This window comes from Vibrio sp. Isolate23, assembly GCF_022398095.1.
GTDB classification, from domain to species: Bacteria; Pseudomonadota; Gammaproteobacteria; order Enterobacterales; family Vibrionaceae; genus Vibrio; species Vibrio coralliilyticus_A.
In genome coordinates this window covers 475,047-501,694 of sequence record NZ_JAKEUV010000003.1, presented here as the reverse complement: position 1 = coordinate 501,694, position 26,648 = coordinate 475,047, and the positions used below count along the sequence as shown (strand labels likewise).

Sequence of the window (26,648 nt, the reverse complement as noted above, 5' to 3'; positions counted from 1 at the left end):
ATGTTAAGGAAATGGCAAGCAGAATGTGTTGCTCTGGCGTTGGAAAAGTACGAATCCGGTTCTAACCATTTCTTCTGTCAGGCAACACCTGGAGCCGGTAAAAGCATCATGTCAGCTACACTGGCTAAGATACTACTCGATAAAGGCATGATCGATCTCATTCTTTGCTTTTCACCTTCAGTCGCTGTAGCTGATGGCATGAGGGCTACGTTCTCGATAACCATAAATTGTCCATTTAACGGCAGTCTAGGCTCAATTGGTCAGTCGCTTACTTATCAGTCAATTCAGTATTTAGGCGACGACTTTTGGCGGACCATTGAAAAATATCGGCTGCTTGTCGTATTTGATGAAATACATCACTGTTCTGGCGATGAGCCAGACAGAGCCAACATTTGGGGACAACAGATATTAGCGCGTATACAAGGTGTTGCCACCTATACTTTGGCTCTTTCAGGAACTCCTTGGCGCTCAGATAAATTTCCGATTGTTTTAGCTGAATATAGTGATCCGGAAGGCAAGCTATTTTGTGATTACCAGTATGGATTAGCTGAAGCTATAGCTGACAAAGTTTGCCGTAAGCCGAAATTAGTTTTGGTTGATAATGAACATTTAACGATTTCAGAAGGTTCGGAGAAAAAATCATTTGCTTCTATTCTTGAACTCCTTAAGCAATCAAAGACGTCTTATCAGGATGTTATTCATAATACTCAAGCAATGGAGTATATCCTCGGCTTGGGATGTCAGAAACTTAGTGAAATCCGGAAAGAGTCTTTTAATGCCGGTGGTCTCGTTGTTTCGTCATCGGTGAAGCATGCAAAACAAGTACAAAAAATATTGACCGAAAAATTTGGCCAGTCAGCAACATTAGTAACCTACCATCATGATGATCCACAATCTGAAATTAAGGCCTATCAAACAGGAACGACCCAATGGATTGTGAGTGTCGGCATGATAAGCGAAGGTACCGATATTCCCCGATTACAAGTGTGTTGTCATATCAGCGCTGTAAAAACAGAACTTTACTTTAGACAAGTACTTGGCCGGATATTACGAGTCAACGAAAGTCCAAATCAACAAGCCTGGCTTTATACGTTTGCCGAGCAGAATTTAATTGAATACGCGGAACGTATAGAGCATGACATTCCTGAAACATGTCTCTTTGCCAAAATCGTTAAAGATGAGTATGTCACACATCTACAAGCAACAAATCAAAGCGGTGAAGTTGAATCTGAACTAACAAAAACTATCAAGAGTTACAGCCAGTTAGAGTGGGGAACTCACTCCAAACAGTCCAATTCAGGCCGGGGCTTTGATGACATTTATGATGAAATCTGGTTAGGACAATTTCGTGAGCGTGTAGTCTCAGCATTTTTATAATCAGAGACGATGTTTCATCAAGCAATAGACTTTTAAGGAGTTGATATGTTCTATATCGGTGTTAGCTATTATTACGCGACGGGTGAAGGTGTCACAATTTATGTTGCTAGCGGTAGCGAAGAATTCATTCGGGAGTCGATTCCTGAGTATTTTCATCGGGGGCTCACTATTTTGACCCCTTCAGGGTGGCTAAAAGCTGCTGCTGGAGATTGTGAGGATGAATATCACCAATCGGATGCGGAAGAGCTTAAAACCTATTTACCAGTATTATGGAAGCAAATTGAGCAAAGAGCATTAGAAAGAGGATGTCACTTGGACTTTTTCATGAAGCACCACTTTAACTATGCCTAATGTAAACCAGGGAATTTCAGTGAAGATTTTATATTTCGACATGCTTAGTTTGTTCTATTCGAATGATTATTTTCACCATAATGCAAGTGTACATGCCAAGTATAAAGATTGGTTCAATACTCGAACAAAGACACTTTTAGAAATGGTGGAACCGGATTTTCAAGCTATCGACAAGTTAAGAAATGCGACGTCAGAAGCGGGTCTACTACTTTACCCGTTGGGGACTTTTTACAATCGTTCATATCTTATTGAACATGGCGTGTTTACTGGCGATGAATTAGCTCCTGAGACAGAGTTGCCCTTCAGAACGCATATGGACGACAACAATTCAGTCCGTCAGATGTTAGCCCATGCTCACAGTCTGAACGCCCTATGGTACGTCTGTGGTGATGTCGGCTCTGGAGAGCTATTGCAACATTATCCGGATCGTTACTTACGTTCAGAGTCTGGAAAGGGCGTTACTAGTGAACTGATTTCTAAAATACGCGCCTTAAAATCAGCGGATTATTAATTAACTTACAGGGGTAATGCCGGTGCTTCTGAAAAAGAGACGAACTGTAGACCAGATAGCGGCTTCAATCAGAAGCAGAAACCACATTGATGATTTCCCTTCTGCTGAAAGACTGAAACTTTATGAGCAGTGGAAGTTAGGAATGGCCTCAAGAATACTTGATGGCATATTTTTGTATCAAGAAAAGCGAACAAAGATTGAACTATACGAACTTGAGCAAGCGATTTCTTATGGATACAAGAGGCAATTGATATTGTTTTCGCTAAAGGTAGCAGCTATTTTCGCTGCAACCGCTGCTGTATATGTAATTCAACTTGTGTGATAAATAGAGTATGTTTTGCCATTTTTCTATTAGTTCAAGCTAACATACTTAAACGTTTGATATTCACGATACCGAACTCCATTTTCTGCCTTGCAGATGAGTTAGCACTGTGAACCTGGATTTAGGTGGTTGAAAACCTTGAGTTGCAACCGCCTCTTCAATCCACAAAACTACATCATAGCCTGTGCTGTGTTCATCATCACCAAGATCATGATCAAGGCTGATTTCCGTTACCGTCCCTTGCTTGAGTAATGCAATGGCTTCTTCAGGTCAGTAAACTCTGAGCCATCCTTCTGGAGTTGGTCGTTCGTCATCGAGGTAAACTCTCATTACTTGCCTTTTTGTATTGTGAAAACAGCAGTACAGCCTGTTTTTGAACTGACACAGATAATATCAAAACCATCCTATCAAAATGATTGTACCTATCGGTTGCATGCCTTAATATATCCATCAAGTTGCAAATATCAAGGTATGGCATGGAATCTCAGAAAAATAAAGCTTTGGCCGATTTGAGTTACGCGCAAAAAGAACGCTTGGCTTTTATCGACTTTTGCTTGCAGTACTTTGGTGACGTTGCAAGAACAGACCTTATCCAGCATTTTAAAACAGGACTGGCGTCTTGTTCTCGTGACTTTACTCTCTATCGTGAGTTAATGCCGGATAATCTGGTCCTCAAGCATGAAGATAAGCGTTACTACCGCACAGAACAATTTCAGCCACTTTTTGAACATGATAGCAGTGCCATACTACAACGCTTAGTGGAAGGTTTTGGTGACGGTATATCTATGCCTGTTAAGCCTTCTGACGTTTGCATTCAGTCTTTTAGCCAACTTAACCCGAGTAGCGATATTGTCGCAGGACTCATGCGCGGTATTGTCCATCAGCAACCAATTCAAGTGACTTATTGGTCTTTAAGTTCAGGCGAGACACAACGCATTATCGTACCGCATACATTGGTCAATAATGGGCAACGTTGGCATGTCAGAGCGTTTGACCGCAAACATAATCAGTTTCGGGACTTTGTCTGCACTCGGTTTACTCAGGTTGAAAATCTAGAAGAACACGTTCCAGAAAGTGAACTGAGAGAAAGTGATGATAGTTGGAATCAGTCGGTTGAACTTGAGTTAGTTCCCCATCCATCGCAGTCATACCATCAGGCTATTGCTCTGGATTTCTCTATGGAATCCTCACCGGATTGGCATCGCAGCATTAAGTTAAGACTTCCACTTGCTGGCTATTATCTGCGTTACTGGAATGTGGATTGTACGGAAGATCACAGCCTGACAGGGCGAGAACATTTATTGTGGCTGCGTAATGCCAGCCAGTTAAAAGATATTGCAGAGCTCGATATTGCCCCAAAGGCATAACGAACTCACAACAAGAAGAATTTCGAGCCATACGCTCAACAGAATTAGGATAAAAAGATGGACCACAGCGTACATAATAAACTTGTCTCATTTATCTGGAATATCGCCGACGATTGTCTGCGTGACGTTTATGTTCGGGGTAAGTACCGCGATGTCATTTTGCCTATGGTGGTGTTAAGACGTTTAGATACGCTGCTTGAGCCTAGTAAAGAGGCTGTACTAGAAGAAGTTCGTTTCCAAAAAGAAGAAATGAATGCGGTGGAGCTGGATGGCGACCCATTACGTGATGCGTCAGGCTTTGTGTTTTACAACACGTCGAAATGGACACTGAGAAGCTTATATAACGCAGCAACGAACAACCAGCAAATCCTCCTAGCGAACTTTGAAGAATACTTACTGGGTTTTAGCGATAACGTTAAAGAGATTATCGAATGCTTTAATTTGAAAGCACAGATCCGCCATATGGCGTCCAAGCAAGTACTGCTGGATGTCGTTGAGAAATTTGTTTCTCCATACATTAACCTAACTCCAAATGAAGCGACTGATCCTGACGGTTACAAGTTACCGGCGCTGAGTAACTTGGGAATGGGTTATGTGTTCGAAGAACTTATCCGTAAGTTTAACGAAGAAAACAACGAAGAAGCTGGGGAACACTTTACTCCACGTGAAGTGATTGAACTAATGACTCACCTGGTATTCGATCCAATAAAAGACAAACTTCCTGGAGTGATGACGGTTTACGACCCGGCCTGTGGTAGCGGCGGTATGTTGACTGAGTCGCAGAAGTTTATTGAAGAGAAGTACCCAAGCCTTGGGACTAATCGTGATATCTACCTATATGGTAAAGAAATCAACGATGAGACTTACGCCATTTGTAAGTCGGATATGATGATCAAAAACAACAACCCGGAACACATTAAAGTGGGATCGACTCTTTCAACGGATGAATTCTCGGGGATGAAGTTTGATTTTATGCTGTCTAACCCTCCTTATGGTAAGAGCTGGGCGTCTGAGCAAAAGTACATCAAAGATGGTAAGGATGTGATTGACCCTCGCTTCAAAGTCAAATTGAAAGACTTTTGGGGCAATGAAGAAGAACAGGATGCAACGCCACGTTCTAGTGATGGTCAATTGCTGTTTTTGATGGAGATGGTCAATAAGATGAAAGAGCCATCGGCAACAGCAACTCAGATCGGCTCTCGTATTGCTTCTGTTCACAATGGCTCAAGCTTATTTACCGGAGATGCGGGTGGTGGTGAAAGCAATATTCGTCGTTACATCATCGAAAACGATTTGCTTGATGCAATAGTGCAGTTGCCAAACAACTTGTTCTATAACACTGGTATTACCACTTACATTTGGTTGTTGAGTAATAACAAACCTAAGAGTCGTAAAGGTAGAGTACAGCTTATTGATGCCAGTTTACTTTATCAAAAATTACGTAAAAACTTGGGCGAAAAAAATTGTGAGATAACTCCAAAACAGGTTGAAGAGCTTACTCGTATTTATTTGGATTTTTCAATGGTTGAACGTCAACTAGATGAAAACAACAATCCTATAGGTATTGCTAGTATGGTTTTCAATAATGAGGACTTCGGTTATTACAAAGTGACTATCGAGCGTCCCGACCGTCGCAAAGCAAAATTTACTCGTGAAGCTATTGCTAAGTTACGTTTTGATAAGCAGTTATCGATCGTAATGGAATATTTGTATTCTGAATATGAAGATAAAGTTTATGAAACCAAAGGCTATGGACCTGATCAGAAACAGAGCTTCTTAAAATCGATAAACAAAGTAATTGTTGCTTGGTGTGAAGATAACGACATAAATCTCAATAAAAAAGCACAGACTAAACTGTTAGATGTCAAATACTGGCTATCGCTTAAAGCACTGGTTCAAACTGCAGAACAGTTGATGAATTCCATTGGTAGTGATGAGTTTGATGATTACAACGTGTTTAAATCGAAAGTAGATCAAGAGCTTAAAGCGAGCAAAGTGAAACTCTCTGCTCCAGAGAAAAATGCCATTTTAAATGCTGTAAGCTGGTATGACGAAAATGCCGCTAAAGTGGTCAAGAAAGTTGTAAAACTTAATGGTGAAAAGCTACAAGATTTGCTTGAACGCCATGAATGTGAAGAATCTGACTTGCCTGACTTTGGTTATTACCCAACCGGTAAAAAATACGAGTTTACCACTTATGAGAGTAATTCAGACTTACGTGAAAGTGAATCTGTGCCTCTAAAACAAAGTATTTACCAATATTTTCTTAACGAAGTTAAACAGCATATCGATGAAGCTTGGATTAATTTAGATACAGTAAAAATCGGTTATGAAATTAGTTTTAACAAATATTTCTATCTTCATAAACCACTACGTGAACTGAGTGATGTGGCTGCCGATATTATTAGCCTTGAACAAAAGGCAGAAGGATTGATTGCACAGATCCTTGGTGTATCCAAAGAACATGTTAGTAGCGTTAATCAGGTTCAGGGATAGGTGGTGAGTTTGAAAAATATAACTGAAATGTCTAAATACGAGTACTACAAGCATTCGGGTTATGAATGGATAGGTGAAATCCCTATCGATTGGGAAGTATATAAGCTTAGATTATGTTTGACCCCCGTGTCGGAGAAAAATCATCCGAATCTTCCCCTGTTATCGATTACAAGAGAACTCGGTGTGATTGAACGTGATATATATGATCAGGAATCAAATCATAACTTCATTCCAGACGATTTAAGTAGTTATAAATTGCTTAAAAAAGGTCAATTTGGAATGAACAAAATGAAAGCATGGCAAGGTTCATACGGAGTATCTAAATATACAGGTATTGTTAGTCCTGCATATTATGTATTTGATTTGGTTCAGGGTATTAATCCGGAATTTTTCCATTGGGCGATCCGGAGTAAAATTTATGTGTCTTTTTTTGGGAGCGCTTCTGATGGAGTGCGTATTGGGCAATGGGATTTATCTAAAAATCGAATGAAAGACATTCCCTTTGTTTTTCCCGAGAAACAACAGCAGAAAATTATAGCTAAATTTCTTGATAAAAAAGCAGCTGAGATTGATGAAGCAATTCTTATAAAAGAACAACAAATTGAACTTTTTAAAGACCAAAAGCAAATAACTATTCAGAAAGCAGTTACACAAGGGCTTGACCGAAATGTAGTGATGAAAGACTCTGGTTTTGAATGGGTAGGTAAAATTCCTGCTACATGGGAAATATCAAAACTCGGTAGATGCTTGTCTGCGGTATCAGTGAAAAACCACCCAGATCTTCCTTTGTTGTCAATTACAAGAGAGCTAGGGGTAATTGAACGTGACACCGATGACAAAAAATCAAATCACAATTTTATTCCAGATGATTTAAGCGGTTACAAACTGATTAAAAAAGGTCAATTTGGGATGAATAAAATGAAAGCATGGCAAGGTTCATATGGAGTGTCAAAATATACAGGTATTGTTAGTCCTGCATATTATGTGTTTGATTTAGTTCAGGAGATTAATCCGGAATTTTTCCATTGGGCGATCCGGAGTAAACTTTATGTATCTTACTTTGCAAGCGCTTCTGATGGCGTACGTATCGGTCAATGGGATTTATCAAAAACTAGAATGAAAGATATTCCTTTTATCTATCCTGATATGAACGAGCAAAGAAAAATAGCTAGCTATTTAGAGGAGCAAGTTTCACTTATAGAGTTAACAATTTCAGAGTTAGCTAAAAATATATGTAAATTGAGAGAGTATAAAACTTCTCTTATTAATCATGCTGTCACAGGAAAAACCAAAATAATGCCTGAAATGGTAGAAGGCTAAAAGGAGGCGTTATGTTCACGGTTAATCATCAAACCAACCGAATCAGTCCGGTAAAAACTAAGAAGTTTAGTGAGCTGGGCTTTGCTGAGCGCAAACATCTACAGGAGTGGTTGGCTCATCAGCCGGATGCATTAGGGGAAGAACTCCTGATTATTCAAAAAGAGTTTGATGGCTTTGATGATACCCGGGAGCGCCTTGATTTATTGGCTCTGGATAAAGATGGCAACCTCGTCATTATCGAGAACAAACTTGATGACTCCGGTCGTGATGTGGTTTGGCAGGCACTTAAGTACGCTTCTTACTGTGCCAGCCTTACTAAAGGGCAGATTGTTGATATTTATCAGCAGTATTTGGATCGCTATGAGCCGTTACAAGGTGAGCGTGATTTATTAAACCAGCCACAAAACGCAGTGCAGCGCATCTGTGAATTCTTAGATGCGCCTGATTTAGATGAAATTAAACTTAATCTGGGTAACAGCCAGCGCCTGATGTTAGTGGCCGCCAATTTCCGTAAAGAAGTGACCAGTACAGCGTTGTGGTTACTTGGTCAAGGTCTTAGTATCCAGTGCTTTAAAGTCACTCCATATGCCCTCGATGAACAGCTTCTTATCAATATCGATCAGATTATTCCAACTCCAGAAGCCAAAGAACTCATGATTGGCATTAATGCCAAAGAAGCGGAAGAAAAAACAACAGAAGTAGTTCTAAAAAATCGTCACTCGGTAAGGCGAGAGTATTGGGAACAGGCTTTAGAGGTGTTTCAAAAGAGCGATTGCAACCTGTATGACAACATCAGCACAACCAAAGATCACTGGCTATGCGCTGGTTCCGGTGTAACAGGTTGCCCGTTCAGCCTTATTTTTAATCAAAAGGAACTTCGTGTTGAGTTGTGGTTAAGTCGAAGCAACGGTGAAGAAAACAAATGGTTATTTGATCAATTGTTCGAACAAAAAGAGCAGATTGATTCTGCATTTGGAGAACCTCTTGAGTGGCTTCGTCTAGATGACAAGAAACAATCTCGAATCCAGTTCTCCTGTAAAGTGGAAGGCTTTAACAAAGACATTTGGCATGATCATATTACCTGGCATCTTGAGCATATGGTTAAACTGGAAAAGGCACTTAAGGCATCACTTCTGCAAGCCTCTGAAAGATTAAAACATAAGGATGTGAAATGACGGTAAGTGTCGCAACTTGTTCAGCACAACAACTTTTTGAAGGCCAAAAAATACAGGCGAGTAATGGCAAGCCACTTACTGGAACGTTAGTCATCCCTGAATACCAGCGCCCTTATTGCTGGGAAAGTCAGCAAATTGATAGCCTGTTAGAAGATTTAAGAGAACATTTTCATAAGAATAGTGAGCTACCGTATTATTTGGGTAGTCTTATTCTTCACCACGATGAACAACAGCTGAAAATTATCGATGGTCAACAGCGTATTACTACGTTAGCGCTATTCAGTTTTCTATCTCAACAGCACCAACTGCTTGATCTACGTTTTGAATCTCCCCTTAGCCAACAACAAATTAAGACAAATCTTGATTGGTTAGCAGATCGCAAATCCAAGTGGGCGAAGCTTATCAATTTTGAGCGTATTCAGTTTTCATTGGTGGTCACTGAATCAGAGGATGATGCGTACCGCTTTTTTGAAACGCAAAACACTGGCGGTGTGAGACTTGGTGGTCCCGATATTATCAAAGCCCATCATTTAAGAGCTGTTCCTAAGGTTCATCAATCAAGATTCGCGCTCCAATGGGAAGGGTTGGGTAAATTAGACAACTCAGTCAAATCCCTTTTAAAAGGGCGTTATTGGCAACAGCTGAATATGAGAGAACTCGCACCACATCAGCAGACAAAAGTGGTGAGGGATCAAATTGTCTCCGAACTTGGTGAACAAACAACCGAAGGTGGTGACATTGCTTATGGTCAAGTACTGCGGTTAACTGGGATTGGTGGCGACGTTGTCCAACAAGCCGCACAACAGGGGTATGAAGTCAGGCAGCCGCTTAATGCGGGTATCAACACTATTCGTTACCTGGCGTATTTCCAAAACCTATATCAGCAATACTGGGTTAACCCGACGTTGCCCCATCAAGAAGGTTACAACCGCTTTATTTGCTGGCTTAAAGGGTTAGAAGGCTGTGGCTATTTGCAAGGTCTCTATGAAGCGTGCCTGATGATGTACATCAGCCAGTTTGGAGAATACCAGTTAGAGTTGGCAGCGAAAAAATTATTCAGAGTCGTTTACTCCCGCAGAGTGAGTAATCAGAAAGCGGTAAGAGAAAATTCAATTTCAAGTTTTGTGAAGGACTATCCCGTTTTGGACTGGATTGCTTTGAGCTATACGCCTAAGCAGTGCTTTGCCTTTTTTGATGCGTTTGATTTGGTCGTCGATCCTAGCAATTTAGAATTCGATACCAATAGTGTCAAGAAACGCTTTATTGCAGAAGTGACTAAGCATTTCCAGCTGGGGTTGTCAGCAGAACAGTACGCGTCTTCATTTGCTAACTTATTAACCCGTAATATCACTGAAATGACGGAGGCGGCATGAGTTCAAAGGTTGAAACAGAGCTGCTTTCATTACAAACCATAGCGACAAAGAATTTGGGCTTCGTTATTCCTTGCTACCAGCGCCCTTACGTTTGGCGTGAAGAAGAAGTGATTAAGTTATTTGACGACATTCGCGATGCTTATTTAGCTAAAGAGCCTCATTACTTTATCGGTAGCGTCTTGAGTGCGTTAAATGGTGATAAAAGCGAATATGAACTGATCGATGGGCAGCAAAGAACCACAACATTGATGTTGTTATCACTTGCCTTCAAGGCAGTAGGTATCGAGACTCAGCTGGCTCATGTGAGTATCAAAGGTGAAAATCCAAGGTTAACGTTCGAAATCAGAGAGTCAGTGCGTAACTTGCTTGGCAGCTACGCGGGACTGGACAAAATTACGAAACCCGGTGAAGAAGATATTCGTAAGGATGAGTATTTAGTACATCTGGAAGCTAACCTTACGATTTTGAGGCAGCAAGTCGATAAGTTGGCCGAGCAATCAGACTTCGATATTCATGGTTTTGCTGACTACATTTTTAAACAAGTGCAGTGGGTAAATAATATTGTTCCAGCATCTATGGATCTTAATCGCTTGTTTTCGAGCTTAAATACTGGTGGCATACAGCTAGAACCAGTCGATTTATTGAAGGCCAAGCTGTTCAAGCACATTAAAACTCCAACTGACAAAGCTATATACAGCAGTATTTGGCAAGCCTGCGAACATACCGATAACTATTTTGAGCGCAATCTCAGACAGATATTCAAAAGTGCCGACTGGCAAAAAATGGAGTATGCAGATCTTGCCAATTATCAGGCAGAGAGATTTCCTCTAGCCAGTTCTAGTAATAGTGTTCAACGAGTTGGTAAGTCAATTGCAGAGATAGCATCAGGATCGTTGGACTTTGATATTGAACCTGAACAACCTGAAAATCAAAGCGATGATTTTGATGATGAGACCGTTTATTGCCGTTCAATTATAAGTTTTGAATTGCTGTTGATTCATACGCTCAGAATTTTTTGTACCCAGAAATTGTGGGATGATCTTGTCCCACGTATTCGTGCTAGCAATCTGATGTTGTGTTTTGAACGGCTACTACAACAAGATGAACGAACCATTAAATCGTTTATAGAGTTGTTATGGCAGGTTCGTTATCAGTTCGATACCTGGGTTGTAAAATGGGTCGAGCATGATGACAGAGAAGATGCCCAGCTACGTTTAACCTCGATCAGTAAGAATAAAGCCTATATCAACCGTAAAGCCAAAGAACTTGGTTTATTGGCACAGTTGCAAGCGGTACGTAACTTTACCGGTGATCGCTCAGCCCAGTATTGGTTGACAGCGTTTCTAAGTCGGTTGGTTGCGGAGCCGAAAGCGAAAGACGAAGACGTAATTGCGCTACTTGAACGCATCGATAATCAAATGTCGCTTACCTGTGAAACGCAAAAAGAAGCCAGTTTTAAACTTGCATCAGGGATATCGCCACAAACAATTCCCTGGGAAGAACAAGCCATATATCTTAAAAGCTCTTTGGGAACTCGATTCGAACATTATTGGTTTCAGAAGCTGGAATACTTGCTCTGGAAAAACGGTGATAAAGCCAATGATGATAAGTTAAAACGTTATCGGATTACTTCGAAAAACTCGGTTGAGCACGTTCACCCTCAAAATGAAGAGTATCATCATCAGCTTGAAAGGAGTCCATTGAATGCTTTTGGTAATTTAGTGCTTCTAAGCCCGGGAGAAAACTCGTCATACAGCAACCAAACGGTAGCAAAGAAAAAAGCGGATTTCGATTCTAAGCCACGTTATGACGCGTTGAAGCTGAAAGATATTTTTGAAACATACACGCAATCAGATAACCAATGGTCTGCCAACGAAATAGAAAAACATCAACAGAACATGTTGACATTGTTGGAAACACATTACACACAAGGAGTAACCGATGGTCAGTAATACTAACGAGCAGGCGTTAGAGGCTAGTATTGAAAAAGCACTCACTGGCCATTGTCTTGAAGATCAAAAGATAGGGATATCTGATGATCCTGTTGCGCCTTATGGTGTGCAACATTGCGGTTATCTATCTGGTTTCCCTTCTGATTTCAATATGCAGTACGCATTGGATGATCGTTTCTTTTGGCAGTTTCTTGAAGACTCTCAGGAACAAGAACTGGCTAAATTGAAGAAGAACAATCCGGGTGATTGGCAACGTAAGATTTTAGAGCGTTACGACCGTCTGATCAAAAAACATGGAGTGTTGCATCTGCTTAAAAAGGGACTGAAAGTTGATGATGCTCATTTAAATCTCATGTATCCGGCACCTTTAGCAAGCAGTAGTGACAAGGTAAAACAAAATTTTGCAGCTAATATTTTCAGTTGTACACGTCAGCTTCGTTACTCATTAGCCAATCCACTGCAAGAAATAGATATGGTGCTGTTTATCAACGGTATCCCAATTGTCACTCTTGAGTTGAAAAATGCGTGGACTGGGCAAACAGCTCGTTACCATGGTCAAAAACAGTACCGTGAAGACAGAGATACTACTCAGCCACTTCTCACGTTTGGTCGTTGTTTGGTCCATATGACAGCCGATACTGATGAAGTGTATATGACCACCAAATTAGCTGGGAAAAATACTTTCTTCCTGCCTTTCAATAAAGGTTATAACCATGGTAAAGGGAACCCGCCAAACCCTAACGGTCATCGAACGGCATATCTATGGGAAGAAGTCTTTACCAAAAGTAGCATCGCTAACATTATTCAACACTTTGTGCGTCTTGACGGCGGTAGCAAAACTCCATTGGCGAAACGTACCTTATTCTTCCCGCGTTACCATCAGCTTGATGTTGTACGTAAATTGATTGCTCATGCCTCCACTTATGGTGTTGGTCATACATACTTGATTCAACACTCCGCAGGGTCTGGGAAATCAAACTCTATCACCTGGGCTGCATATCAACTGATAGAAACTTATCCGGAAACTAATGAAGTTTCTGGCGGTAAGGGAATGGAACAACCATTGTTTGACTCTGTTATCGTTGTAACGGACCGTCGTTTACTTGATAAACAGTTGAGAGATAACATCAAAGAGTTCTCCGAGGTCAAAAACATTATTGCGCCAGCTCTTACCTCTTCGGAGCTTAAACGCGCATTAGAGGGTGGTAAAAAAATAATTATCACCACTATTCAAAAATTCCCTTTTATTATCGATGGGATTGAAGATCTCAGTGATAAACGTTTCGCGGTGATCATTGATGAAGCACATAGCTCCCAGTCTGGCTCTGCGCATGACAATATGAACCGGGCAATGGGTAAACAAGACGTTGAAGCGGAAGAAGACGCACAAGATAAAATTCTACAGGCGATGAAATCACGCAAAATGCGTGGTAATGCCTCCTATCTTGCTTTCACTGCAACACCTAAAAATACAACCTTGGAGAAATTTGGTCAGCAGCAACCGGATGGCACGTTTAAGCCATTTCACCTTTATTCGATGAAGCAGGCGATTGAAGAAGGTTTCATTCTAGATGTGCTAGCCAACTATACGACTTACAGAAGCTATTACGAGATTGAAAAGTCGATAGCTGAAAACCCTGAGTTTGATACCAAGAAAGCTCAGAAGAAACTGAGGGCTTTTGTTGAGCGCAGTCAACAGACGATCGATACGAAAGCTGAAATCATGCTGGAGCACTTTATACCTTCAGTCGTTAACGCTAAGAAGTTAAAAGGCAAGGGTAAAGGTATGGTTGTTACTCAGAACATTGAGACTGCTATACGTTATTACCGAGCTATTCGCCGTATTCTTGAAGAGTCAGGTAACCCTTTCAAAGTTCTGATTGCTTTTTCTGGCTCAAAAACTGTTGATGGTATTGAATACACTGAAGCTGATATTAACGGCTTCGCAGAAACGGAAACGAAAGACAAATTTGATACGGATGAACATCGCTTATTAGTCGTGGCAAACAAATACCTTACAGGGTTTGATCAACCAAAGCTTTGCTCTATGTATGTAGACAAAAAACTTGCAGGTGTTCTGTGTGTTCAAACATTATCTCGACTCAACCGCAGTGCGCCTAAATGGGGTAAGAAAACGGAAGATTTGTTTGTCCTGGACTTCTTTAACGCAGTAGAAGATATACAAGCATCATTTGATCCTTTCTATACCGCCACATCTCTCTCTCAAGCGACTGATATTAATGTCCTGCATGAGTTGAAAGATGACCTAGATGATGTTGGTGTATATGAATGGTATGAAGTTGAAGATTTTGTATCTCGCTATTTTAATAACGAAGATGCACAAACGCTAAGCCCCATCATTGATACCGCAGTAGCTCGATTCGATGATGAGCTTGGTCTAGAGCCAGAAGAACAGGTTGATTTCAAGATTAAAGCCAAACAGTTCGTAAAAATTTACGGTCAGATGGCGTCAATCATGCCATATGAAATTGTCGAATGGGAAAAACTATTTTGGTTCCTCAAGTTTCTGATTCCAAAACTGAAGGTAGATGACTCAGATGCAGATGCTTTCGATAAGCTTTTAGAGTCGGTTGATTTGAGTTCATATGGGTTGCAGAGAGTTAAGCTCAATCATTCTATTCATCTAAATCCTGACGAAACACCAGTTGACCCTCAAAACCCTAACCCTAGAAGTGCTCATGGGGGGGACTCTGAAACTGATGAGCTTGATGAAATCATCCGTACCTTTAACGAGCGCTGGTTCCAAGGGTGGAGCGCCACGCCAGAAGAACAACGTATCAAGTTTATCAAGATTGCCGAGAGTGTTCGTCAACACCCGGATTTTGAATCGAAATACAAAAATAACCCAGACCCGGTCAACCGAGAGCTGGTGTATAAAAAAATACTGAAGGAAGTCATGCTTCGCCGCCGTAAAGAAGATATGGAGTTTTACAAGCTATTTGCTTCTGATACAGCATTCGAGACTGCGTTGACGCATAGTACGCAGCGTATGGTTGGTGGTTGATGAGAGCCTTATTGAAGATTTTTGTTTTAGTGGAAATGAGTTGTTATAGATGGAAAAAATAGAAGATTTTTTAATTGTCTTGAGGCAGCGCTCAGGCACATCTTGGATAGCTGACGAAATTGAAGATACTTTTTCTCAAGGTATATCAATGAAGGCTCAGGAAGCTGATACTGATAGTAGCTTCTTTAAATTAGTACCTTCCGACCAGTTACCTGCGCCGGAAAAGAGGAAACGTCAAAAGTATGAAACTAGTAGACCTTTTACTCATGATGAGAAAGTTGGTGTCCTCCTAAAATCTATCGAAGTTGCTTTTTTAGATGTACCTAAAATACGGCATTCTGCACTGGAAAATCTATTGAAGTTTGATTCAACTATTGAATCAATAAAGTTTGTGCCATCAGATAATGATGAAGTATCTCAAGAGGTTCTTCATGAAATAAAAGCGATTAGCATAAATGGGGATTTGACTGAAAGTCAATTAGCGTACGATGGCTTTAAAGGAATGTTAGAGAATGGCGATGACGACACTGAAAGATCTTGAAAACGCGTATAACCAACATTTGAAAAACAGGGTTCCAGTAACATCTTCTGGTGCGGCAAATGATGCTTTTGAAGTGTATGCATTATCATTGGTGTTGGAAGCAGCTCGGCAAGAAGGAGCGTCGATATCATTTCAAACAGTTAATGGTACGAAATCTCCTAAGACATTGTTTTTCAGATCATCTCCAGGGCGAATCTATTCGAAGGCTAATGATTATGCACATGCGGTGATTGATTTTGGCAACGACCTGATTTTTGAAGGCCATGTTGGTGTGTATGTTGAAGGACTTGCTGGCGTTGTTCATGAATGTGATGTTTTAGTTGTTGACGCTTCTGAAGGTGAATTTTGTCGACGAAACATGGTCCACCCAAAGAAAAGCCATACGGTCTTAACTGCTGAATGTAAATTTTATTCCGGAAATCTGGGCATATCACTAGGTCGAGAATTTTTGGGAACAACATTGGATTTAGGTAAGGAAGATCGGTTTTTCTTAAGTAACCGTGATGGGAAATCTCTTGACAGAGTACTTGCTCATCATAAAAGACAACGTTTTCTTGGTTTGACTCCTTTAAATCCTGATTCAGAAGCACAAACAATATCACAGTTTAGGACAGCATTTCGAAATCAAAAGTCGCGTAGACGTTAATATAAAGTTGGCGTGAGGCGGGCCATCCTATATAGTTGGATCCGCCTTTTCGAAAGAGTTGCATAAATGCTTGAAGTCATTTTTGTTAATTGTTTTAACATGGTTTGAGACTTTGTGATTGATAAGTTCGAGATCCTCAGTTATAGGAATCAAAGTTACTCCAAGTCACTTCTTCGAAATAGTATCGGTTATGATATTGAACAAAAGATTCTCGGCTCATGGGGGTACAGCGTAAAAAATTAGAGATTTCTAGTCGCTCGTCAATAATCATCTCCTCAGCGGCTGCTTCGATATGTTTTATATTGATCGAAGGAAGGTTTAAGCAATAAGTATCAATGATGTTTTTTCTGTATTTCTCATAAACGAAAATGCTAAAAACGGCATTATTGTTACTGATTTTCCTGGAACGCGATAACTTCACGAGGGCTCCATGGTCTTTATAACCCAATGATTGAGCGAGCAAATTATATCGTTCTTTTGATTTGAACTTATCATACCCTGATTTTTCTATTATAAGTGACGCAAATCGTATTGCTTTCGATCTAAAATTATCAAGATTAAAAGGAGCAATTTTAAAGGTTTCCTTGTGCATCGATTTATTCCCTATTATGCGTTGTGTTGCTTGGCTATGGATTAAGTTGAATGACGACGAGAGCACTAGTTATCTATTGTTTTAACTATATTACTCCAAAAATCATCAGAATTCCCTAACGAAAAATCTAATTCACCATTACGTGTTGCCAATAGAAGCGAAGCAACACGAATGTAATGCATATATGTTGTTCTGATATCACTGTGTCCTAGTTGTTTGCGTAATGCATCTTCAATAGCAGCGTCATAATGTGCTGCATTGATCTGCTCTCGAGTTAAGTGCTTGATCATAAACATTGTGGCATACCAGTCCCTTGTACTGTGAAATGACCAATGAAAGCGCTGGTCATTAAGTTTCTTTTTTGCTCGGTTAGTTGCATCTGACACCATTTTGGGTGTTACGGGTTTACCAGCCTTATTCAAGAAAAATACAGCATCAACATTTTTATTAGGAAATTTCTTTTTAAATAATTTCTTTCTTTGGTAATAAAGTGGTAAATATATTTTACATATTACTTTCCAAGCAGACATATTTACTTGTAGCGTTCTTTGTTTGTTCCCTTTTTCTATAGTAGTGAAAGGAAATGTTTTTGAAGTTTTTCCTTTGGGGTCTTTGGGAACTAAATTTTTTATTTCAGGATATGTTCTAATATGATCATTCTCTCCGATTCCAATATAGGGGAAAGAGCATACTCCCTGTTCACGCATTCCAGTGGCTAGTGCTAATAGAAACATAACTGGATAAACAAGATCACTATATGAGTTCACTAAAGCGCTGATATTTTCAAATTCCATGATTGTTTCAGGCTTATTACTATTAGAATTTCTAAATCGTCTGTTTCGTGTGTTACGAATATCAATATTGGCATAATCTGGAACACTTCCTGATAGGATGCCTTTACTTGATAAAAGTTTGCTTTCATCTCGAAAGTTAAACTTCCAGTCAACACTTGTTGAGTTTATTAAAACTGGGAAATGGTTCCTTCCCGCCCAAGAATAGAAGTCAAAAACGATACAAGCATCTAAATATACAGTATCATCATTTGGCCTTTTCTTATTTTTATTATCTCTATTTTTTATTATATATCCTTGCCATTCACGAATATCGCTATCTGCAACTTCTCGCCAGAAATTTTGAGTTATGTTAGCATTATTGTTTATTATAAATTCAAAGAAACGTTTTAATATATTTGAATATCGTGCGCTAGTTTTCAAGCTTTTGTATGTTCTTTCTTTTAAAAATAGGTTTACAGCAGTCATTAATATTGTCTTATCATTAATCTTTAAATTTAGGATATAATGAGAGTAATCAGTTCGTTCATATAGGTATGTGATTAATTTTCGTTCAATAAGCATGCTATTTTACCGCCGAAATAGAAGGGCTAGGCTTTACAAGCGTTACGGATTTAAAACCATCATTGTGGTCTGGGTAAGATATTATTTTATAAAGTTTTTCTATAAATTCTTCGCTAAATTTATTGGTGTGATTTTTTCGACAATAGAAATTTGCCAATTGTAATTCATGACCTTTACATGATATTGAATGGACAGGAATTTCGCTTATATTTAGTAAAAGTTTTTTGAATTGCTTGGCAAGAGGAAAGTTACTTTCAATAATAATAACATCACCTTTTGATAAGGTAATACTAAGACTTTCAAAGTTGCAACTAAGGAAAGGTTGAAAAAATATTACTGAATTAGGTTGTGAAGTGAAGCAGATATCAATGGCATCGTTTATGTTTTTTTCTTCTATTTCGAAGAAAATCTCCATTGAAGTTTTTAAATCCATTTTTGATGAAATATTACTATAATCTGGTTTGATATGAGCAATAATATTACACCCGGGAATGATTGTTTTAGACTTTCTTTTTAATTCTGATAATTGCGATCGTAGATCCGCTAGTTCTGATATTTGTTGTTTATTAATAGCTATTATTTCATCATTTTGATTTTGTAGCTTGATAGCATTTGCTTTGTCCTTTTGGGCTGTAAATGAAGCAAGATCTTGCTTCATCATATCGGAGTAAACCTTTAACTTAATATTCTCTTCATATTGTTCATTTTTCATGTTAAGAGAAGAAATTTGATCTTCTAGGAATTTAATTTTTTCTTCTGATTCTGTTGTTGAATTAGGAATTATATCAACAGGTTTTTTACCTTTGATCATAGATAAAAGATGACTGTAATCTCTAGAAATACTTTGCCTGCTTACTCCTGATTCTATTGCTACTTCCGAAATAGTTAAGAGAGAGCGACCTGTCCGTTGTCTAATTCGTAAAATAGCATTTTCTATTCTTTTTTGGGTGATACTTGCTGGTTTAGGTAGTAGATGTCGGAATTCTTTATATAAATAGGACCGAGAAACCTTAAGATACTCAGCTAGTTTTTTTACATTAAAAGAATCTGATGAGATAAGGATATCAATTACATTTTCCACATCCTTTTCCTTTAAAGTCATAATTGAGCCTTTTTAAAATTCTGGTTATTTTTCTTATTTTCTAATCTCTCAAGAAGCTCTCTGTGTTCAAGAATTTCTTTTTGATAATAAGTCACAACTTTTTCATTGCTTGATTCATCTAGATAGCTTAACTTTTGTTTGTAGTAGTTAATTTGAGAGTGAATATTAGAAATTGATTCATCATTAAAAATTAGGTAATCACACACTTTGTAGTTACAGAAATCAACGCATGGTCTTTTTGAATTGGTTTTCATCATACATGGTGGGATAAAATCTTCATTACCTGCGTTTATGCAGAAACCACCAATGGGGACTCTCGATACGAACAAAGGTATACCAGCTTTTAGTGATTCACGCACATAGGATTCAATATCGGTTACCAATATGCTACCTGGATAAATTTGCTCTTCCATACGTTTTTTTATTTTATCTGATAGATCTCCCGCTGTATTATTATTATTGATAGCCTCGAATATTTCTTGTAGATCTTCTGTGTAGTTGTGTTCTAATAACTCTATTACACTTTCTACCATTAATTCGTTACGCATTATATATCGAAGTGTCATACCATAACTTTTATGACCAAAGAGCTGACGAATAAGATCAATGTTTTTTTCACTTCTAGAAATCAGTAACCATGCGATAGTTTTTCGCAGCTGGTGTGGGTGAGCATCTGTTACATTTGTCATATCAGCGACTATTTTTCTAATGTCTTTTGTAATTGTATCAATTTTTATTTTTTCGAAATTCTTTTTAGAAGGCATATCTGTTACCAAAAGATATTGGCTATTTAATGTCTTTCGGCTGATAGCAAATAATTCAATTAATATATCAATAGCATCACCAACAATTTTTGGTATAGGGATACTATCTTCTTCACCTTCTTGTTCTGAATCGGCGGCTTGCTTAAAACGTATAATATCTAAGTATAAACAATCATTTTTTTTATATGCTGGCTTAGCCTTTAGTGATGCAATCTCACGACGCCTTAAACCAGTAAATAACCCTATAATAAATATACAACTTCGTTTTAGTTTTATAACTGCTGGCCGTATTTCATTGGTTGGTATTGTTGTTCTATCTTGCTTCCCACTGGCGTAACCTAAAGAAGTAACCTCTTTGGTTACAGGCTTAAAATTGAAAAGTTTAACTCCATCATATATGTCTGGAATTTTCATGTTCTCGAGTACTTTAAAAATATGTTTTGTACGACCATCTTTTCTTATGGTTCCCCAAGAAGAACCATCGTCTCGTCGTCCTTTTTCTTTTACTAAATTGGAGCATTTAATAATTGTTGGAGATAAAGTTTGTATATATTTTAATGATTCATCGAAAACGGATTTTACAATGTCTGCATCCAATGGTTGCCATGGATCGCATTGTTCATCTTTGAGAGTTCTTAGTTCAGCACGTTTTTCTTTATCTAAAATATCATACTTATCGTATTCAAATCTGAATTCTTTTGGTAACCTTTTTTTGTGAGATAATTCACTCCATCTGTCAAAAAAATATATTGCACTATCCAGTTTTGTTATTGAACCTGGTATTCTTTTTCTAAATAGTGAAATGCAATCTTCAATATATCCTTTACATTGACTTAAAGTAATATTAGAAAGCATTTTTCTAGATGTAAATCCAGAATCAAGGAGAAAATTTTTAGTGACATTAATAAAATATGAATGGCGATGATTTGTTGTCAACCAACTGGTTATGTTTAAATTGAATAATTTAGGGAATTCATAATAAGTTAGTATTTTTATTAAAATTACCAAATCGTTATAGTTAGATACATTATTATTATCACTAAACTTTTCAAAGTTTAGTGATATATGTTCTGATTGTGAATATTGAATTCTCCAAACATTATATTTGAAATTTATTTCTTCTGATATTTGAATGTCTTTATCAATGTTGATCTCGCCAAAGTTTATTAGTTTCATTAGTTACTCTCTGAAATAATAGGTGGAAGTAGGTATCCATCAACAGCGTTTCTCAACTCAGCTTCTTGAATATCTTCTTGATAAGGCCATGATTCGATGACTTCTTTTGCTGCTTCATATTCTTCCCTATACATGCAATCAAACTGGTCACTTCGCATTGAGCGTCGTTTCTGATCTAAATAGAGGAATCTATCTACTACAAATGGAATGTTGTCACTGGTAACGGATGATTGTTGACACGTAAGACATTTGTTAAATTGTTTGCATGGTTTATTTGATCTGGGAATTTGTCCACCATCAGACAAGTGCCAGGTGGGGTAGTATGGGTTATTACAGATTGCTAATGGTGACTCGCCATTGTGGTTTGTATAGATATTTATTATCTTTTTTTTGATACATGTTCTTTGTTTTAATGGAACTAGTTTTCCTTTGAAAGAACCATCACGAATACTGTCGAATATACTATCTAATTCCATTGCTAGTTTGTCATTTCTTAGCTGTTGGAAGTGGGAGTTGTCTTTATAAACCTCGTCAGTAATTGCAGATGTTGAGTGCCCAAATAGCGCGACTTGAAGCAATAGCGGCAGCTTTTTTTCTTTTTCATTTAGATACAATCGAGTTGGCCTGAGTCGTCTTAGATCCAACTTATACCCAATACTTTTTTCAATGAACTTGCTACTTGAACTTCTATTAACACCTTTACGGCATGGGTAATGCGCTACAAATTTTAGACCAGCATTTACTACTAAACTTATGAATGCAGGGTGAACGTCAAGATCTGTAGTTGCTTTCTCGTATAAATGTCCTTTTCGTAATGTCGAAGTTCTTTTTACTAGTAATTTTATTAAATTATACGCACTGTATTTATCAGTTTTTGAACTAGGATGAATCATCAATCTCTGTTCGCGAAGTCTTGTTTTCTTATTTACAGAAGCTCCCTTTGCTTTTGTTGATTTAATAAATACCCAGTCATTTTCCATAGGAATTGGGTCATAAATATAATCATCTGGATCTATTCGTTCGGTGATATCGGGTGACCAACCAGTTTCGAAGCAAATCGCTATTTTAATAGCGATCAGTTCACGTAAATCCGGGTAGATATATGATATTAATTTTGTATATGTTAGTTCTGGGGCTTCTAATACAAATGAAGTGTACCCAGGAATGTTTTGCATGACCATTCTCTTTGCGAGGGTTTTAAATGTTGTTGTAAGATTTGTATATGTAAGGTCTTTGGGAATATAAAATTTTCCATTTTCTGCCAAATCTTCATTTGATGCATTATTAGGAAAATTTGGATGAATAGAATATATTGTAGCAATGGCATTTTTTAGGCTTTCATGCCAGTCAGTAAATCTAGGTAACGCTGGATCTGGGTTAGCTCGGTGCCAAAAGTCGATGCCGATTTTGTTGCTAACCACTCCTGATTTTCGGGCACTCTGAAAAATTTCATCTTTCTTATAAGCAACGTCAATTTCTTCTCTTAGAAATTCTTCCAATTTGACTATTTGTTCTGAGCTTAGTGGTTGAAAATGCGTTGGTCTCGGTTTTTCCGGAACAGGCCATTCGTCGGGTGATATAGTGAAAACAACTCCGTTGTGAAATTCTTCAGCAATAAGGCGTCTTACTGCAACAGAAATTTGATATCGGCGTTTTGTCGTTTTAATCTTAGATAAATATTTCAGAAATTTAAGAAATTCAACATCATCAAAGTTGGTTGTTATTAATTTACTTTTATTCTCTTTTTTTAAATATTTAATTAATTCACCAAGTGCACTTTTATCACCGATGCTTATGTTTTTCCTACTTATTATTTTTGCGGATAAGTTTCCGATAGATATTTTTTTATTTCCCATTTCACCAAATCTATATTTCATTTATTTGTCGTTAAGTTTTCTGATAATGTGTTTTTAACATAATCTTCACGAAATTTTGAAAACGAAAATATATGGTTTTTGTTGATGGTGTTATTTGGTAGGCTTTGGTGTGCTGATTTTATTCTTGGGATGTTTAATTTATATGTGATTATTTTATTATTTTTAGGTGTAATTAACCCAGAAATTGAGGAGTATCTAATTCCACTATGTATTAGTGAAAATAGTAACTTTTTATATTCTGGCTTTTCTATAATAGCCATTAAAATAGTAGCATCACTTATATGTTTCTTTGATACGGCAGGAAGGTTAGAGCAGAAAATATTAATTATTTCTTCTCGTTGTTTTTTATTACTAAAAATATTTAGGATATTACGGTTATCAGTAATTCTTCTAAGATAATTAGAGTGTAATAAATCACTGTGGTCTTTATAACCTAGAGCATGAGCTAACCAATCATACCTTTTTTTTGACGGTATATTACTAAAACCTGATATTTTGGTTATTAACAATGAAAATTGTTTTGCTTTTAACTTAAAGATGTCGGATGGAGAAATTTGAGGTAATGAATGGTTTTTAGACATAGTTTCACCTTGGTCGTAGTGCAGCATTGAAGTTTGCTATGCGACTCTCATGCAAAATGCCACTGAAAAGTGATTACTTTGTCTATTCAAAACTATCGTCTTTGCCTTGAGTCGGGCTAGGTGACGATAACCTTTACAATTTTACGTTACCAAACTTGGCGTTGTATGTAAATTTTTGATGTGTTGATTTTATGTAAAAGTTTGAGTTAAAACACATTTTACATACGTTACTCATATTGATAACGCATGTGCGATGAAGTTATGCGTGATTACAGATTCTGCTTTTTTTTAAAACTCTATAGATACCGAGAGGTATTATTTATCCTGATATTTTGTCAAACGTAGTAGTGCAACTATCACAAAATACATCCATAAAATCTTTTACTTCAGGCATTTCAGTAATAAGTCTTTTAATTTTTGGATCAAGTCCTTTTTTGACATGTAAAAATTCATCATTGTTAAATCGAAGTTCGTTTAGAGTCTTTATATAAGCTGATAGAATATCTGCTGCTTTTACAATCGCTTTATATTCAGCGTCTACATTTTTTTGAACAAGTAAATCTGAGAACTCATTTCGTAAATCCTCTGGTAATGTTTCTAAACATTCTTTTTCTGCAATATCTTCAAGTTTTTTAAATGCTGCTGTAAATTCTGGGCTGTGGTACTTGGTTTTTGAATTTATATCCTGAAGTTTTGTTTCTGATATTTCATGATAAATGGCGGTAACTGCAGCTTTTTCTGGATTTAAGTTACCGCCATATCGTTTGTTTTTAATGACAGTTAATAAGTGAGCTATTACCGCAACCTGATGAGAATGTTCTGAAACATTTTCTTCTTGAAAGCAGTGCATTAATGCCCAGCGTTTTATTAATGGCATACGTGTCACCCATGCCATGAATGTACTTTGTGATTTTTTCAACTGAATATCCTTACAATAGTCTAATGGTAACTTCTGTGTATTAACGAACTAAGTCACTGGTTTACTCATATTAGAAAAACGAACTAATCCCCAGTCAGCACCTCACTGGTATCATGGTACATCCCTAATAACGCAATCCGCTCGGGGTTGAGGTTACCACCAAATTTCTTATTTTTGATAAGTGCTAGAGCATGAGCAACAAAGGCGACTTGAAGGCTATGCTCTGAGATATTCTCAGTAGATACTGAACGCATCAGAGGCCAACGCTGTATCAGTTTCATTCGAGCAAGGTGGGCGAAGAAGTGACTTTCTTTGGTTTTACTTTCTGTCATATATCTCCCTCCAAAATAAAAAAAGAGCACTCATTGAGTGCTCATTAAGCATATGAAAAATCGAATCTAATTACTACTACTGACTATAAGTCGATAGGAATCGTTCAAAACGACCAATCGCCATCTCAAGATCTTCTACGTGCGGGAGAGTGACGATGCGGAAGTGATCGGGTTTCGGCCAGTTGAAGCCAGATCCCTGAACCAATAGAACTTTTTCCTGAATGAGGAAATCAAGAACCATTTTCTGATCGTCTTTAATGTTATACATCTTAGTGTCAATTTTGGGGAACAAGTACATTGCGCCTTTGGGTTTGACACAAGATACCCCTGGGATCTGATTGATCAGTTCAAAAGCGCGGTCACGCTGTTCCAATAAGCGGCCGCCAGGTAGGATAAGCTCATTAATACTCTGATAGCCACCCAGTGCGGTTTGAATAGCGTGCTGCATTGGAACATTGGCGCACAAGCGCATTGATGCCAGCATGTCTAGCCCATTGACGTAACCTTGCGCAAGGTGCTTTGGTCCGGTTAAAAACATCCAGCCACCGCGAAAACCACAGACGCGATAGGCTTTGGAAAGACCGTTAAAGGTAACGGTTAAGACATCATCAGAGAGTGTTGCGACAGAAGTATGCGTTGCCCCATCATAGAGTACTTTATCGTAGATCTCGTCAGCGAAGATGATCAACTTGTGCTGGCGCGCAATTTCGATCACTTCCAAGAGAAAATCACGGCTGTAAACAGCACCTGTTGGGTTATTGGGGTTAATTAAGACAATTCCCCTCGTCTTGGGTGTGATTTTTTTGCGAATGTCATCGAGATCGGGGTACCAGTCTGCTTGTTCATCACATAGGTAATGCACTGCTTTACCGCCAGACAGAGCAACGGACGCAGTCCAGAGAGGGTAATCCGGCGCTGGAACAAGCATCTCATCGCCATTATTTAGCAACGCCTGCATCGACATGACAATCAGCTCAGAAGCCCCGTTACCGATATAGACATCTTCAACATCTAAAGAGCGAATCCCTTTACGTTGATAGTGCTGAACAACGGCTTTGCGCGCGGAGTAGATGCCTTTTGAATCACAGTAGCCTTGCGATGTTGGTAGGTTACGAATGACATCAACTAAAATTTCATCTGGGGCATCAAAACCAAATGGAGCGGGATTACCGATATTCAACTTCAGTATTTTATGCCCTTCTTCTTCCATACGCTTAGCATGTTTGAGCACAGGCCCTCTAATGTCATAGCAGACATTATCGAGTTTTGATGACATCCCGATATTTTGCATTGTATAAAACCTAGAAATGATTGTATTTCTTTATTAAAGTACATCAAAAAGCCCTTTGTTAGAATAAAAAACTGAGATGTGGCGCGTTTTTGTATGCGCTTTGCTCGTTTGCAATCACAGGATCATGCAAAAGATGGGCTACAACCTTGATCTGAATAAGGTCTATTAATAGAGTAGCGAGATAAAATGAATAAGAATCCCTA

The 26,648-nt window shown here is 38.3% G+C and carries 21 protein-coding genes and 1 pseudogene; 13 read left to right on the top strand and 9 right to left on the bottom strand.

Translation table 11 applies throughout. The features are described 5' to 3' along the window. The 13 genes from L1D31_RS12035 (at window position 1) to L1D31_RS11975 (ending at window position 16,456) form a co-directional block, all read left to right on the top strand. Complete coding sequence (locus tag L1D31_RS12035; RefSeq protein WP_239837352.1) at window positions 1–1,377, top strand: DEAD/DEAH box helicase family protein; 1,377 nt, start codon at window positions 1–3, stop codon at window positions 1,375–1,377. 45 nt (window positions 1,378–1,422) lie between these two features. Next, window positions 1,423–1,728, top strand: coding sequence for a hypothetical protein (locus L1D31_RS12030; RefSeq protein WP_158105387.1), 306 nt, complete (start codon window positions 1,423–1,425; stop codon window positions 1,726–1,728). A 142-nt stretch (window positions 1,729–1,870) separates the two neighbouring features. Next, window positions 1,871–2,239 carry a hypothetical protein gene (locus tag L1D31_RS12025; RefSeq protein ID WP_239837351.1) on the top strand — a complete coding sequence of 123 codons (369 nt, stop codon included), beginning with the start codon at window positions 1,871–1,873 and terminating at the stop codon, window positions 2,237–2,239. 16 nt (window positions 2,240–2,255) lie between these two features. Beyond that, entirely contained in the window at window positions 2,256–2,561 is a 306-nt protein-coding gene (locus L1D31_RS12020; protein WP_239837350.1) for a hypothetical protein, read from the top strand. A 476-nt stretch (window positions 2,562–3,037) separates the two neighbouring features. Then, window positions 3,038–3,928 (top strand): WYL domain-containing protein, encoded by an 891-nt coding sequence (locus L1D31_RS12015; RefSeq protein WP_039447884.1) that lies wholly within the window; start codon window positions 3,038–3,040, stop codon window positions 3,926–3,928. A 57-nt stretch (window positions 3,929–3,985) separates the two neighbouring features. After that, complete coding sequence (locus L1D31_RS12010) at window positions 3,986–6,424, top strand: class I SAM-dependent DNA methyltransferase (RefSeq protein WP_039447887.1); 2,439 nt, start codon at window positions 3,986–3,988, stop codon at window positions 6,422–6,424. A 9-nt stretch (window positions 6,425–6,433) separates the two neighbouring features. Continuing rightward, window positions 6,434–7,744 carry a restriction endonuclease subunit S gene (locus tag L1D31_RS12005; RefSeq protein WP_039447919.1) on the top strand — a complete coding sequence of 437 codons (1,311 nt, stop codon included), beginning with the start codon at window positions 6,434–6,436 and terminating at the stop codon, window positions 7,742–7,744. An 11-nt stretch (window positions 7,745–7,755) separates the two neighbouring features. After that, window positions 7,756–8,919, top strand: a complete 1,164-nt coding sequence (locus L1D31_RS12000) for a DUF4268 domain-containing protein (RefSeq protein ID WP_039447889.1) — start codon at window positions 7,756–7,758, stop codon at window positions 8,917–8,919. After that, window positions 8,916–10,292: a DUF262 domain-containing protein gene (locus tag L1D31_RS11995; RefSeq protein ID WP_198102758.1), complete on the top strand. Its 1,377-nt coding sequence runs from the start codon at window positions 8,916–8,918 to the stop codon at window positions 10,290–10,292. Before L1D31_RS12000 ends, L1D31_RS11995 begins: the two co-directional genes overlap by 4 nt. Continuing rightward, window positions 10,289–12,244 (top strand): DUF262 domain-containing protein, encoded by a 1,956-nt coding sequence (locus L1D31_RS11990; RefSeq protein WP_039447896.1) that lies wholly within the window; start codon window positions 10,289–10,291, stop codon window positions 12,242–12,244. The genes L1D31_RS11995 and L1D31_RS11990 overlap by 4 nt, the downstream gene beginning before the upstream one ends. Then, window positions 12,234–15,269 carry a type I restriction endonuclease subunit R gene (locus L1D31_RS11985; protein ID WP_239837349.1) on the top strand — a complete coding sequence of 1,012 codons (3,036 nt, stop codon included), beginning with the start codon at window positions 12,234–12,236 and terminating at the stop codon, window positions 15,267–15,269. Before L1D31_RS11990 ends, L1D31_RS11985 begins: the two co-directional genes overlap by 11 nt. Before the next feature lie 49 nt (window positions 15,270–15,318). After that, complete coding sequence (locus L1D31_RS11980) at window positions 15,319–15,810, top strand: hypothetical protein (RefSeq protein ID WP_050923003.1); 492 nt, start codon at window positions 15,319–15,321, stop codon at window positions 15,808–15,810. Continuing rightward, the gene (locus tag L1D31_RS11975) at window positions 15,782–16,456 is read left to right on the top strand and encodes a hypothetical protein (protein WP_050923004.1); all 675 of its coding nucleotides are present in this window, start codon (window positions 15,782–15,784) and stop codon (window positions 16,454–16,456) included. Before L1D31_RS11980 ends, L1D31_RS11975 begins: the two co-directional genes overlap by 29 nt. A gap of 136 nt (window positions 16,457–16,592) precedes the next feature. Here L1D31_RS11975 and L1D31_RS11970 read toward each other — a convergent pair whose 3' ends face one another. The 9 genes and pseudogenes from L1D31_RS11970 to L1D31_RS11930 form a co-directional block, all read right to left on the bottom strand. Then, window positions 16,593–17,048: a hypothetical protein gene (locus L1D31_RS11970; protein WP_239837348.1), complete on the bottom strand. Its 456-nt coding sequence runs from the start codon at window positions 17,046–17,048 to the stop codon at window positions 16,593–16,595. Window positions 17,049–17,113: 65 nt separating this feature from the next. Beyond that, on the bottom strand, window positions 17,114–18,307 hold the full coding sequence (locus L1D31_RS11965; RefSeq protein ID WP_239837347.1) for a site-specific integrase: 1,194 nt from the start codon (window positions 18,305–18,307) through the stop codon (window positions 17,114–17,116). Between the two features lie 97 nt (window positions 18,308–18,404). After that, entirely contained in the window at window positions 18,405–19,505 is a 1,101-nt protein-coding gene (locus L1D31_RS11960; protein ID WP_239837346.1) for an AraC family transcriptional regulator, read from the bottom strand. Further along, the gene (locus L1D31_RS11955; RefSeq protein ID WP_239837345.1) at window positions 19,502–21,445 is read right to left on the bottom strand and encodes a tyrosine-type recombinase/integrase; all 1,944 of its coding nucleotides are present in this window, start codon (window positions 21,443–21,445) and stop codon (window positions 19,502–19,504) included. The genes L1D31_RS11960 and L1D31_RS11955 overlap by 4 nt, the downstream gene beginning before the upstream one ends. Next, window positions 21,445–23,322 (bottom strand): hypothetical protein, encoded by a 1,878-nt coding sequence (locus L1D31_RS11950; protein ID WP_239837344.1) that lies wholly within the window; start codon window positions 23,320–23,322, stop codon window positions 21,445–21,447. The genes L1D31_RS11955 and L1D31_RS11950 overlap by 1 nt, the downstream gene beginning before the upstream one ends. Continuing rightward, complete coding sequence (locus L1D31_RS11945) at window positions 23,319–23,903, bottom strand: hypothetical protein (protein WP_239837343.1); 585 nt, start codon at window positions 23,901–23,903, stop codon at window positions 23,319–23,321. The genes L1D31_RS11950 and L1D31_RS11945 overlap by 4 nt, the downstream gene beginning before the upstream one ends. Window positions 23,904–24,222: 319 nt before the next feature. Beyond that, a complete protein-coding gene (gene yfbR, locus L1D31_RS11940; RefSeq protein WP_011080968.1) occupies window positions 24,223–24,822 on the bottom strand; it encodes a 5'-deoxynucleotidase in 600 nt (199 codons plus the stop codon). An 86-nt stretch (window positions 24,823–24,908) separates the two neighbouring features. Further along, window positions 24,909–25,154, bottom strand: a pseudogene (yfbR, locus tag L1D31_RS11935) (5'-deoxynucleotidase); the annotation flags it as partial. Between the two features lie 76 nt (window positions 25,155–25,230). Further along, window positions 25,231–26,445 carry a pyridoxal phosphate-dependent aminotransferase gene (locus L1D31_RS11930; RefSeq protein ID WP_239837342.1) on the bottom strand — a complete coding sequence of 405 codons (1,215 nt, stop codon included), beginning with the start codon at window positions 26,443–26,445 and terminating at the stop codon, window positions 25,231–25,233. Window positions 26,446–26,648: the final 203 nt, after the last annotated feature.